Genomic DNA, 12,080 nt, shown 5'->3' on the forward strand with positions numbered 1-12,080 from the left:
CATCATTCGGGCATCAGCGTGCAGGCCCCGCACGGTGAAACACCAGGAGGTGATCGTTCTTGTCAGTGGGGCGTGGAATGGTGGCCCGGGCTTCCCAGCGCGCCACATTCACCATGCGCTCGGACGGAGGCCAGGAGGCGATGTCAGCCACCAGCCAGTCGCACTCGTCCTGCAGGCCCGCCCTCTGCAGCGATAGGCCACCGTGGTACTGCAGAGCCGCCACCTGGGCACGGTTCAACCCTACCGTCTGCACACAGCCCGGGGATGGGCCCAGTGCGGCCATCACACTGCGAACCTGGGGGCGATAGCTGCGGGCGTAGTCCAGTAGCGGCAGCCACAAAGTCATCAGCAGCAGCCAGCCCAGCGCAGCGCCGCTGGCTGGCAGCACCAGGCTCTTCCAGATGGGCGCCCGGTTGCGCGCGGCGCGCCACCACACCAAGCTGCACCAGCCCACGGTGGCCGCCAGGGCCACGACAAGTGCCAGTGCGGAAAACTGCGGCACAAAACCAGGGGCCAGCTTGGCCACATTGGCTGCAGGCTTGGCGGGAACGCCCGTTTGCATGGCAATCCAGATCACCCAGATCGCCAGCGCAGAAACGGTGAAGAACAGCAGCGTGAACCAGTCGATCAGCGCCCCCACACTGCGCCGCAGCGTGGGCAGTGCAAACGCTGCCAGTGCCGCCAGGGCCGGCAGCCCCAGCAGCAGGGCCCTGTCTGCGGGTTGGGTGGTGATGGTGGCGGCAATGGAGACTGCCGAGAACCACAGCGGGAGCAGCAGGTGCCTGTGCCCTTGGCGGCTGATGATCTGCTTGCGCCAGCGCCATAGCGTCCACAGGGCCAGGGGCCAGGCGGGCCATCCAAACCACAGCAGTAGCCGCGCCAGGCTCTGCCATTCCTTGCCGCCTGAGCCGGAATCCACAATTCGCCAGCGCCAGAGATCGAGCCCCCAGGCGATCAGCGCTGCTGCCAACGTGATTGCCCCGAGGGCCAGGGCCCAGCGCAGGCGATGGTCTGTCTGGCTGCCTGGCGCATACACCACCACCACCATGCTGCCCAGTCCCAGCAATGCTGCAAGCGCCGGAGCGCCTGCCAGCGTGAGCCCCACCATGCCTGCGGCCAGCGCCACGGCAGGGGCTACGGTGCGGTGGGGCATGGCTGCAACCGCAAAGAAGATCAGCGCCGTGCAACTGAGCTGCACCAGATAGCTGGTGACCTCATGCGAGAGCTGCGCGAGGCCCAGGCAGGCAATCAAGGCCAGCAACCCGCCATCGGCAATGGCGCGGGCGTAGTCGGGTGGATTGGCTTCGCCCCCAAAGGCAAAGGCCACAGGCTGGGCGCCGGGGCTGCGGGCGAGGTAGTAGACGGCGTACCACGTGGCAATGAGGGTGATGACCAGCAGGAGTGCGAAGGGTAGGCGCACCGCCATCTCGGCAGAAACCCACTGGGGCGCCAGCTGAATTGCCCAAGCGCCCAGCCAGTACGGCAGCAGTCCTTCGGTTTCCGGGGGCATGCCGCCCAGCAGGGGGCTCAGCCAGGGCGTGCGCCCGTGGGCCAGCTCCAGCATGTAGCCAAACGCCGTGACATCCGCACTTTTCCACGGGTCGCGCCCCACGAAGCCAGGCACGACATAGGCAATACACAGCAGTACCAGTGCCCAGCGTGGCAGGGGGCTGACAGCGTTCTGGGTAACGATGGCGGGGGTCGGTGGATTCACGCGTCAGAGGGCGGCAAAGCGAAGCCACCGAGAATAAGGGCAAAACCAACAGAAAAAGGCAGCCCGGTTGCCCGGGCTGCCTTTTTGGCGGGAACGCAAGGGCGAATTACTTCGCTGCGGTCTTGCCGAAACGGTTGCGGAAGCGCTCCACGCGGCCACCCATGTTGTCCACAGACTTTTGCGTACCGGTGTAGAAGGGGTGCGATTCAGAGGATGTATCCAGCTTGAACAGCGGGTATTCCTTGCCTTCGAAGGTTTCCATTTCCTTCGTGTTCACGCACGAACGGGTCACGAACTTGAAGCCGTTGGACAGGTCCGAGAACAGGACTTCGCGGTAGTTGGGGTGAATGCCTTCTTTCATGATCAATCCTTGTCAAGTGCGGGAGCCGCGCTGAACCCGGAGCAACCTTTGCGCCGTGGAACATCCAACGTACTTTCCGCAGAAAAAGCCCTCTATTATTGCACAGGCGGTTTGATGGCATTTTCGCGACGGCCCGTAACGGCTGAAACTGGCAAGGCCTTGGCCAGAACCGCCGCGCAAGGGCCGCCCCGCCGCGCTGGCGGTGTCTCCCTTCCTGAATTGCGCAGCAATTCGAGAGAAGGGGGAAGGCGCGAAAGCGCCTCAGAGGGTTGTCACCCTCCTCTTCGCATCATGTCAAAGAAGTCCACATTGGTCTTGGTGGCCTTCATGTTCTTGATCATCAGCTCCATCGACTCGATCTCGTCCATGTTGTACATGAACTGGCGCAGGATGCGGGTCTTTTGAAGGATCTCGGGCGCCAGCAGCAGCTCTTCGCGGCGCGTGCCGCTCTTGTTGAGCTCGATGGCGGGGAACACGCGCTTTTCGTACAGGCGGCGGTTCAGGTGGATTTCGCAGTTGCCCGTGCCCTTGAACTCTTCAAAGATCACTTCGTCCATGCGGCTGCCGGTGTCGACCAACGCGGTGGCGATGATGGTGAGCGAGCCACCTTCTTCGACCTTGCGCGCGGCGCCGAAGAAGCGCTTGGGGCGCTGCAGTGCGGCGGCGTCCACACCGCCCGAAAGCACCTTGCCGCTGGAGGGCACGACGTTGTTGTAGGCGCGCGCCAGGCGGGTGATGGAGTCCAGCAGGATGACCACGTCCTTCTTCAGCTCGACCAGGCGCTTGGCGCGCTCGATCACCATCTCGGCCACGTGCACGTGGCGGGCGGCGGGCTCGTCGAAGGTGGAGGCGATGATCTCGCCCTTCACCGTGCGCTGCATTTCGGTCACTTCTTCAGGGCGCTCGTCCACCAGCAGCACCATCAGGTGCACGTCGGGGTTGTTGGCCGTGATGGCGTGGGCGATGTGCTGCATCATCACCGTCTTGCCGCTCTTGGGCGGGGCGACGATCAGCGCGCGCTGGCCACGGCCGATGGGCGCAATGATGTCGATGATGCGGCCTGTGATGTTTTCTTCGCCCTTGAAGTCGCGCTCCAGCTTCATCTGTTCCTTGGGGAACAGGGGCGTCAGGTTCTCGAACATCACCTTGTGCTTGTTCTGCTCCGGCGGGCCGCCGTTGACGGAGTCGAGCTTGTTCAGGGCGAAGTAGCGCTCACCGTCTTTGGGTGTGCGGACTTCACCTTCGATCATGTCGCCGGTGTGCAGATTGAAACGGCGCACCTGGCTCGGGCTGATGTAGATGTCGTCCGTGCTGGCGGTAAAGCTCGTGTCCGGGCTGCGCAGGAAGCCGAAACCGTCGGGCAAAATTTCCAGCACGCCATCGGCAATGATTTGTTCCCCGGTCTTGGCCCGCTTCTTGATGATCGCAAACATCAGCTCCTGCTTGCGCATGCGGCCGGTATTTTCGATTTCGAGTTCTTCGGCTTGCTTCAGGACTTCAGACACGTGCAGTGCCTTGAGTTCGTTTAAGTGCATGGAATGACTCCTTGGCGGAGCTGGTATGAATCTTGGGGGAGGAGGGCTGGTGCCAGATGGGCTGCTGTTTGCAGGTCTGGCTCGCCGGGGATCTCGGTCCGGCTGCCAATGCGTGCAGGCCGGTGATCTGAGGGAATTATGACAGGAAAAAAAGCGGGAGATTCACGGGATCCGAATTCGGTCTGTGTCTGGCGCTGCAAGTGGTGTCGTGAAAACAAACAACCCCGCGTGCATGGGCAGGCGCGGGGTTGTGGGTGCGGATCAGGCCAGTTGCTGATCGATGAAGGCGGTCAGTTGCGCCTTGCTCATGGCGCCGACCTTGGTGGCGGCCAGCTGGCCGTCCTTGAACAGCATCAGTGTGGGAATGCCGCGAATGCCGAACTTGGCGGGGATCTCGCGGTTTTCGTCCACATTCATCTTGGCGATCTGCAGCTTGCCCTGGTAGGTGCCTGCCACTTCGTCCAGGATGGGGGCAATCATTTTGCAGGGGCCGCACCATTCGGCCCAGTAGTCCACCAGCACGGCGGAGCCGGGTTGCAGCACGTCGGCTTCAAAGCTGGCGTCAGAGACATGTTTGATGAGTTCGCTGGCCATGGCGGATTCCTTGATTTTGAGCGGGTTGTGACCGGTGTACGTTTAAAGTCTGGGCATTGTGACAGAAACCAATCCCACGTTCACCGGTGTGGCCGGGCCTTGCGACGCTATGACAGTCATAGCGAAAAGCGATCAAACCAGTGGGTTTGCTGTCGCCAGCACCGCCTTGTGGCAACGTGCTCTGGCGCAGGTGGCCGCACATGCCCAGGCCCATGGCGCCCATTTGGCGCGCACAGTGGTGTTGGTGCCCTACGCCCAGCTCATGCCCTGGGCCCAGCGCCACTGGGCGCTGCAGTTTCCGCAAGGCTTTGCGCCGCGCTTTGAAACCACCCGCAACTGGGCCCGCCAGTTGCAGGTGTTTGAGCCTTCGGCCGACGACTTTGCGGGCGACGTGGCGCGCGACACCCTCACGGCCCGCGCCTTGCTCGATCGTGTGGGGCAGGGCGCTCAGCGCGAGATGCTGGCCACGCCCCTGCAAGAAGCCGCCGCCCAACTGGCCCCCGCCTTGGCCGCTGTGCCCCCGGCGCAGCGCGCGGCCTGGGGCGACGAGGCCCGCAAACTGCTGGCCACCGCCGACGAGGGCAGCAGCCTGCATTACGAGGCCCTGGTGGCGCGTCTGGCGCTGGAATGGGTGCTGGCCTCGCGCCACGCCACCGATGTGCTGTTCGAGCCCGGTGTGCGCGCGGCGGTGGATGCGCTGGTGGTGCTCGAAGGCTTTCAATCCGACGCGCTGCCCCAGGCCCTGCTGTCCCATTGGGGCGAGTGGGGGGCTTGTGTTGCGCTGCCAGCGTTGGTCGATGAAGCTCCCGCGCCGCCAAAACGCTCTCTGCATGCCGCCACCGATGCCGAAGACGAAGCCCACCGCGCCGCTGCCTGCGTGCTGGCCCATGTGCGAGATGGCCGGGTGCCCGTCGCGCTGGCCGCCACCGACCGCGCACTGATCCGCCGCGTGCTCGCCCACCTGGACAGCAGCGGCGTGCTGGTGCGTGATGAAAGTGGCTGGATTCTCTCGACCACACGCGCCGCTTCGCGGGTCATGGCCGCGCTGCAGGCTGCGGCGTGGAACGCCTCTTCCAACGCGGTGCTGGACTGGATCAAACACACCCCTGCGCTGATGCCGGTCGAGGTGAATCGGCTGGAGCAATGGCTGCGCAAGGGCGTGGTGCAGCACTGGAGCGCTGCTGCTGCCCGCGACCTGAGTGCCCAGCCCCACCTGGCCCGCACCGTGGCCACGGTGGAGGCCTGGCGCGACACCCTGCGCACCGCGCGCCCCCTGGCGCAGTGGCTGCCCGCCCTGCGCGCCGTGCTGGAGCAAGCCGGCCAGTGGCAGGGACTCTCGGCCGACCCGGCCGGCATGCGTGTGCTGGCGGCCCTGCGCCTGCAAGACGGCCAGCAGGCCGAGCTGGACGCCTGGGGCGACAGCGCGGGCCGGCGCATGACGCTGGCCGAATTCACCCGCTGGGCCAAGGACGTGCTCGAAGCCGGGCGCTACGTGGCCGCGCAGACCGCCGATGCGCCCGTGGTGGTGGTGCCCCTGCCGCAACTGCTGGCCCGTCCCTTTGCCGCCGCCGTGCTGCCGGGCTGCGATGAAAAGCGTTTGCAAGCCGCGCCGGAGCCTGCGGGCGACTGGTCGCAGGCTCAGCGCGAGGCCTGGGGCCTGCCCACACGCCAGTCGCTGGAGGCCGCCCAGCGGGCCGCCTGGGCCCACGCCCTGCGCACGCCCGTGGTGGACGTGCTGTGGCGCACCGGCGATGAGGGCGGCGAGCCCCTGCTGGCCAGCGCCCTGGTGCTGGCCCTGCAACTGGATGGCGCCGCTACACCCGGCACGGACGACCGTGCGGCCCGTGCCGTGGCCGCCGCCCCAACGCTGCGTCCCCAGCCCGTGGGCCAGGCGTTGCCGGTGGCGCACCTGTCGTCCACCGCGTATTCCGACCTGCGCCATTGTCCGTACCGCTTCTTTGCACAGCGCCAGCTGGGTCTGCGCGAGGCCGACGAACTGGATGCCGAAGTGGACAAGCGCGACTTTGGCAACTGGCTGCACGCCGTGCTGCAGTACTTTCACGAGGCGTTGCTGGCTGAGCCCACCGACCACCCGGACGAGCGCCGCACCCGCATGGACGCCGCCGCCGAGGCTGTCACCCGCGAACAGCGGCTGCAAGACGGAGACTTTCTGCCCTTTGCCGCAGGCTGGGCGCAACTGCGCGACGGCTACCTGCAATGGCTGGCAGGGCACGAGCAGCAGGGCGCCACCTTCCGCCAGGCCGAGGTCAAGGCGCGCCAGCCGCTGGGCGATCTGGAGCTGGTCGGCACCCTCGACCGCATCGATGGTGTCTCGTCTACCGGCGAGCCCACGGTGCTGGTGATTGACTACAAAACCGAAAGCGACAGCGTGACCCGCCAGCGCATCAAGAGCGGAGCGGAGGACACGCAACTGGCCTTCTACGCCGCCCTGCTGAGCCACGACACCCTGCGCGCTGCCTACGTCAACGTGGGCGAGCGCGGCGAGACACAGATACACGAACAGGACGAAGTGGTGCACCTGCGCGATGTGCTGATCGAAGGCATCCAGCACGACATGGCCCGCATCGCCGCTGGGGCCCCGCTGCCTGCGCTGGGTGAGGGCTCGGTGTGCGAGTTCTGCGCCGTGCGCGGCCTGTGCCGCAAAGACTATTGGGCAGACGCCGAGCAGGTGCTGCCCGTGCCAGAGACGCCATGACCGAGAGCATTCTCCAGGCCACCCAGGCCGCCTACGAACACAACGGCCGCCCCGTCTCCCGCGAGGCGTTCTACGCCATTGCCTGCGACCCCGCCCGCAGCGTGGCGGTGGAAGCCTGCGCGGGCGCGGGCAAGACCTGGATGCTGGTCTCGCGCATGCTGCGGGCGCTGCTGGACGACTGCGCGCCGCACGAAATCCTGGCCATCACCTTTACCAAAAAGGCCGCAGGCGAAATGCGCCAGCGCCTGCAAGAGTGGCTGGAACAGTTCAGCCACAAGCCGCTGGAGGAGCTGACGGCAGAGCTGACTGCACGCGGAATCAGCCCCCAGGGCTCACTGGACAAGCGCGAGGCGCTACAAAATTTATACCGCCAGTTGCTGGAGGCTGGCCGCCCGGTGCAGATCCGCACATTCCATAGCTGGTTTGCCGCGCTGCTGGGCACGGCCCCGCTGGCGCTGTTGCAACAGCAAGGCCTGCCCGCGCACTTTGAGCTGCTGGAAGACGACGCCGAGGCCGTGCGCGAGGTGTGGCCGCCGTTCTTGCAGACCGTGGCCGACAGCGCCAGCCTGCGCGCCGACTACGAAGCCGTGGTAGCCCGCCATGGCCGCTCGCAAACGCACAAGGCGCTGGCAGCGGCACTGGCCAAGCGGGTGGAGTTTGACTTGGCGGACGAGGCCGGCGTGGTCGATGCGTCCGTGCCGCCCTTTCAGCAGGCCTACCTGGACCTGGCTGCCTTGGCCGAGCCCGCCGAGGCCCTGCAGACCGAAGCCGCCCTGCAGCGCTGGCGCGGCCGTGCCAGCGCCCTGGGGGCCGAGGCCAACAAGACCCCGCAAAAGGCGGCGGACGCCATCATCGACGCGCTGGCCTGCACCGACCTGAACCAGCGCCTGGACATGCTCCGCAAAGCCATGTTCGTCGCCAAGGAAGACCGCCTCTCCAAGAACCTGGAGAAATTCCCCGCCGCGCAGGAGGCCGAGCCCGAGTTGCAGCGCCTGCTCACCGCTCGCCGTCAGCACGAGGCCTGGCAGCACCAGCAGCGCATGGCCCGGCTGGCGCGCTGCCTGATTGCGCAGTTTGTGGCCGTCAAGCAGCAGCACGGCTGGGTGGACATGAACGATGTGGAGCGCACGGCCCTGGTCATGCTGGCCGACCCGGTGCTCTCTGGCTGGGTGCAGGAGCGGCTGGACGCGCGCATCCGCCACCTGTTGGTCGATGAGTTTCAGGACACCAACCCGCTGCAGTGGCAGGCGCTGCACGCGTGGCTGTCCGGCTATGCGGGCTCGGGCGGTGGTTCGGCCGCGCCCAGCGTGTTCATCGTGGGCGACCCCAAGCAGAGCATCTACCGCTTTCGCCGCGCCGAACCACAGGTGTTCATCGCTGCGCAGGCGTTTGTGCGCGATGGGCTGCGCGGCGACCTGCTCAGCTGCGACCACACGCGCCGCAACGCACAGGGCGTGATTGCCGCGGTCAACGCCGTCATGGGCCAGGCCCAGGCGCAGAACGAGACCACTGGCTTCCGCGACCACACCACCGAATCGAAACACCCCGGCCAGTTGCTGCGCCTGCCCGCCATCACCGATGCGGACGACGACAGCCAAGGCGCAGACCGTGACCCCCTGGCCTGGCGCGACAGCCTGACCGAACCCCGCCACGAGGCTGAAGAAACCCAGCGCATGCGCGAGTGCACGCAGGCCGCCGCCTGGGTGGCTGCGCAGATTGCCGCCGGCACGCTACCCAAAGAGGTGCTGGTGCTGGCCCGCAAGCGCGATCGCCTGGCCAGCATGCAAGACGCCCTGCGTGCCCTGCACCTGCCCTGTGTGCAGCCCGAAAAGGCCGACCTGTTCGACGCGCCCGAGGTGCAGGACATGGTGGCGCTGCTTGACGTGCTGGTTTCGCCCACACATGACTTGTCTTTGGCCCGCGCGCTCAAGTCGCCCCTGTTCGGCCTGGGCGACGAGGCCCTGGTGGCCCTGGCCACGCTGCGCCGCCAGAGCGAGCATGCGGGCAGCAGCTGGTTTGATTTGCTATCAAAAAATGAGCTGCTAGGGCTTGACCATCAGGCGGTAGGGGCTGTTTTGACCCAGTACCAGGCCTGGGTGGGCAGCCTGCCGCCGCATGATGCGCTGCATGCCATCTACGAACATGGCGATGTGCTGGCCCGCTTTGCCGCCGCCGCCCCGGTCACCCAGCGCCAGGCAGTGCAGGCCAACCTGCGCGCGCTGCTGGCGGCATCGCTGCAGCACGACGGCGGCCGCTACCTCACGCCCTATGCGTTTGTGCGGGCCATGAAGAAGGGCGGCGTGCGCGCGCCTGGCCGGGCCGATGCGCAGGCCGTTCGCCTGCTGACGGTGCACGGCGCCAAGGGGCTGGAGGCCGACTGCGTGCTGCTGCTCGACACCGACACCCGCCCGCAAAAGGCCGAGACCATGGGCGTGCTGGTGGACTGGCCTGGCGAGCAGGCAGTGCCATCGGCCTTCGTCTTTCTGGCCAGCGAATCGAACCCGCCGCCCAGTGCAGAGGCCGCGCTGGCCGCCGAGCAGCAGGCCCGCAGCCGCGAGGAGTTGAACATGCTCTACGTGGCCATGACGCGCGCCAAACATTGCCTGGCGCTGTCGTCCGTGTTGCCCAGCAATTCGGCGCCGGGCAGTTGGTGGAATCGACTGGCACCACTGGTGACCGAGGTGGATGCGGGCACGGCCCCTGCGCTTTCCGCTGAAGCCGGTGCGACCCCCGACACCTTCACCATCGCCGCGCTGCACCCCCTGCCCGAAGCCCTGCAAAGCGCCCGCACCAAACCGGGTGCTGCAGCCGCCGACCCCACCAGTGCTACGCCCGTTGCCATGCCTGGCGACGCGGAGTCCACCCCCCTGTCACGCCAGGGTGACGCCATGCACCAGCTGCTGGAGCAGGCCGGTGTGGCCGGTGCCCCGCTGGCCGACCTGCGCGCCCACGGCTGGCCTGCTGCGCGCATCGCCCGGCTGGCCAGCGACCACGACATTGCCCCTGCAGCGGCCGAGTTGGCAGCCCGCATGGCACAGGGCATCCTGGCCGGGGAGGGCGCCTGGGCGTGGGACCCGGAGCAGGTGCAGACCGCCATCAACGAAGCCCCGCTGCATTACCAGGGTCAAAGCCTGCGCATCGACCGGCTGGTGCTACGCCGTGCCCTGTCTGCAGATGATGCCGTGGCAGGCTGGTGGGTGCTCGATTACAAAAGCGCCGCCCAGCCTCAGCGCCAGCAAGCGCTGGTGGCGCAACTGCAGCGCTACCAAGAAGCCGTACAGGCCCTGATGCCGGGCGAGGCCGTGCACGCGGCCTTCCTCACAGGCGATGGGCGTTTGGTGCGGGCAGGCGGCGGGCCCACCCCTGCCGCCGTCGGGCATACTCTCGCCCCCGCTGCCCCCGCTGCCCCCGCTGCCCCCGCTGCCCCCGCTGCCCCCGCTGCCCCGGCAAAGCCCGAGCGTCCACGCCCCGCGCCGGGGCCTGCAGATTCTGCGCAAGGCTCTTTGTTTTGACCCGCACCCAGGGCTTCCAACCCGCGCAACGCCCCCATTTTTAGCAAGGTTCTCCTGTGTCTCACACCCTTTCTCCTTCCGATTCACCCGTCGCACCAGCCCTGCCTATGGGGACTTTGCGGTGCGATGTGGCCATCGTCGGCGGTGGCCCGGCGGGCCTGATGGCGGCCGAGGTGCTGGCCCAGGCGGGGGTGGCCGTTCATCTGTTCGACGCCATGCCTTCGGTGGGGCGCAAGTTTCTGCTGGCGGGCAAGGGCGGGCTCAACCTCACACATTCCGAGCCCCATGCTCCGTTTGTCAGCCGCTATGCAGAGCGCCAGCCTCAGCTCGAACCTTTGCTGCAGGAATTTGGCGGGCCCGAGGTCCGAGCCTGGGCGCAAGGCCTGGGTGTGGAGACCTTCGTGGGCACCTCCGGCCGCGTGTTCCCCGCTGACATGAAGGCCGCGCCCTTGCTGCGCGCCTGGTTGCAGCGCCTGCGCGGGCAGGGCGTGGTGTTCCACATGCGACACCGCTGGCTGGGCTGGTCGGACGATGGTGCCCTGCGTTTTGCAGCCCCTGCGGGCGAGGTGCCTGTGGCCGCCAGGTCGGTGGTGTTGGCGCTGGGCGGCGGCAGCTGGGCACGCCTGGGGTCGGATGGTGCCTGGGTGCCGCTGCTGGCGCAGCGCGGTGTGGCTGTGGCGCCGCTGCGGCCCTCCAACTGTGGTTTTGACGTGCTGCGCGCCGATGCGCCGGCGGGTGAGACGCGCCGCGCGTTCTTGCAGGAGCTGATCGGCCGCACCCCCGTTCCCGCTGTGGGCTGGACGCCCCATTTTGTCGAGCGTTTTGCCGGCCAGCCCTTCAAGACGGTGGCGCTGGCTTTCACCGACAGCCAGGGCCGCACGTTCAGCCGCAGAGGTGAATTCGTGGCCACAGCGACAGGCGTCGAGGGCAGCCTGGTCTACGCCGCATCGCACCTGCTGCGCGATGAGATCGAGGCCCACGGCCATGCCACTTTTCATCTGGATTTGCTGCCCGACCACACGCCGGAACGCGTGCTGGTGGAAGTGCGCCATCCACGCGGATCACGTTCATTGTCCAGCCACCTCAAGAGCCGTCTGGGGCTCGATGGCATCAAGGCGGGCATCCTGTATGAACACTTGGGCAAGGACGGCATGAACGACCCGGTGGCTCTGGCACACGCCATCAAGGCACTGCCCATCACGGTCGTGGCCACACGGCCCATCGACGAAGCCATCAGCACCGCCGGTGGTGTGGCTTTTGAGGCGCTGGACACGCACCTCATGGCCCATGCCTTACCGGGCGTGTTCTGCGCGGGCGAAATGCTCGATTGGGAGGCGCCCACCGGGGGCTATCTGCTCACGGCCAGCTTGGCCAGTGGCCGCGTGGCGGGGTTGGGCGCGCTGCACTGGCTGCGCCAAGCTGCCGGAACTTGAACACGCTGAACGAAAGGTGCTTGCGCCTGAGGCGAAGGGCCTGGCCTCGCCAGGCAAGAGGACATCGCGAAGGATGTCGCCTATGGGAGGGGGCTGCGCGACAGCGCAAAAAAGAAGTTGACGAGCCTTACCCCCGGCACTGACTCCACAGTTAGGGCTGCTTGGTTCCCCACCTGACCCGGTTGGCCGCTTCACCATGCGAGGAGGCCCGTCAC

The 12,080-nt window shown here is 67.0% G+C and carries 7 protein-coding genes and 1 other RNA gene; 3 read left to right on the top strand and 5 right to left on the bottom strand.

The window, feature by feature from the left end; translation table 11 throughout:
- Positions 1 to 13 precede the first annotated feature (13 nt).
- The 4 genes from LPA35_RS17075 to trxA form a co-directional block, all read right to left on the bottom strand.
- Positions 14 to 1,714 (bottom strand): hypothetical protein, encoded by a 1,701-nt coding sequence (locus LPA35_RS17075; protein WP_228897762.1) that lies wholly within the window; start codon positions 1,712 to 1,714, stop codon positions 14 to 16.
- 106 nt (positions 1,715 to 1,820) lie between these two features.
- Positions 1,821 to 2,075, bottom strand: a complete 255-nt coding sequence (locus LPA35_RS17080; RefSeq protein WP_008906759.1) for a type B 50S ribosomal protein L31 — start codon at positions 2,073 to 2,075, stop codon at positions 1,821 to 1,823.
- Positions 2,076 to 2,347: 272 nt separating this feature from the next.
- Positions 2,348 to 3,610, bottom strand: a complete 1,263-nt coding sequence (gene rho / locus LPA35_RS17085; protein WP_055398205.1) for a transcription termination factor Rho — start codon at positions 3,608 to 3,610, stop codon at positions 2,348 to 2,350.
- A gap of 261 nt (positions 3,611 to 3,871) precedes the next feature.
- Positions 3,872 to 4,204 (bottom strand): thioredoxin TrxA, encoded by a 333-nt coding sequence (gene trxA / locus LPA35_RS17090; protein ID WP_008906761.1) that lies wholly within the window; start codon positions 4,202 to 4,204, stop codon positions 3,872 to 3,874.
- A gap of 109 nt (positions 4,205 to 4,313) precedes the next feature.
- Here trxA and LPA35_RS17095 point away from each other — a divergent pair, with 109 nt between their 5' ends.
- From LPA35_RS17095 to LPA35_RS17105, 3 genes are all read left to right on the top strand, one after another.
- On the top strand, positions 4,314 to 6,920 hold the full coding sequence (locus LPA35_RS17095) for a PD-(D/E)XK nuclease family protein (RefSeq protein ID WP_228897763.1): 2,607 nt from the start codon (positions 4,314 to 4,316) through the stop codon (positions 6,918 to 6,920).
- Positions 6,917 to 10,432 (top strand): exodeoxyribonuclease V subunit beta, encoded by a 3,516-nt coding sequence (locus LPA35_RS17100; protein WP_228897764.1) that lies wholly within the window; start codon positions 6,917 to 6,919, stop codon positions 10,430 to 10,432. The genes LPA35_RS17095 and LPA35_RS17100 overlap by 4 nt, the downstream gene beginning before the upstream one ends.
- A 107-nt stretch (positions 10,433 to 10,539) precedes the next feature.
- A complete protein-coding gene (locus LPA35_RS17105) occupies positions 10,540 to 11,865 on the top strand; it encodes a TIGR03862 family flavoprotein (protein WP_228897765.1) in 1,326 nt (441 codons plus the stop codon).
- A 116-nt stretch (positions 11,866 to 11,981) separates the two neighbouring features.
- Here LPA35_RS17105 and ffs read toward each other — a convergent pair.
- An RNA gene (ffs, locus tag LPA35_RS17110) (signal recognition particle sRNA small type) lies at positions 11,982 to 12,078 on the bottom strand.
- Between the last annotated feature and the right edge of the window lie 2 nt (positions 12,079 to 12,080).

Source organism: Acidovorax sp. Leaf73, assembly GCF_916855635.1.
GTDB classification, from domain to species: Bacteria; Pseudomonadota; Gammaproteobacteria; order Burkholderiales; family Burkholderiaceae_C; genus Acidovorax; species Acidovorax facilis.

Coding starts and splice junctions, on each gene's coding strand:
- LPA35_RS17080 (WP_008906759.1), bottom strand. CDS start 2,075: ATGAAAGAAGGCATTCACCCCAACTACCGCGAAGTCCTGTTCTCGGAC.
- rho (WP_055398205.1), bottom strand. CDS start 3,610: ATGCACTTAAACGAACTCAAGGCACTGCACGTGTCTGAAGTCCTGAAG.
- trxA (WP_008906761.1), bottom strand. CDS start 4,204: ATGGCCAGCGAACTCATCAAACATGTCTCTGACGCCAGCTTTGAAGCC.
- LPA35_RS17095 (WP_228897763.1), top strand. CDS start 4,314: ATGACAGTCATAGCGAAAAGCGATCAAACCAGTGGGTTTGCTGTCGCC.
- LPA35_RS17100 (WP_228897764.1), top strand. CDS start 6,917: ATGACCGAGAGCATTCTCCAGGCCACCCAGGCCGCCTACGAACACAAC.
- LPA35_RS17105 (WP_228897765.1), top strand. CDS start 10,540: ATGGGGACTTTGCGGTGCGATGTGGCCATCGTCGGCGGTGGCCCGGCG.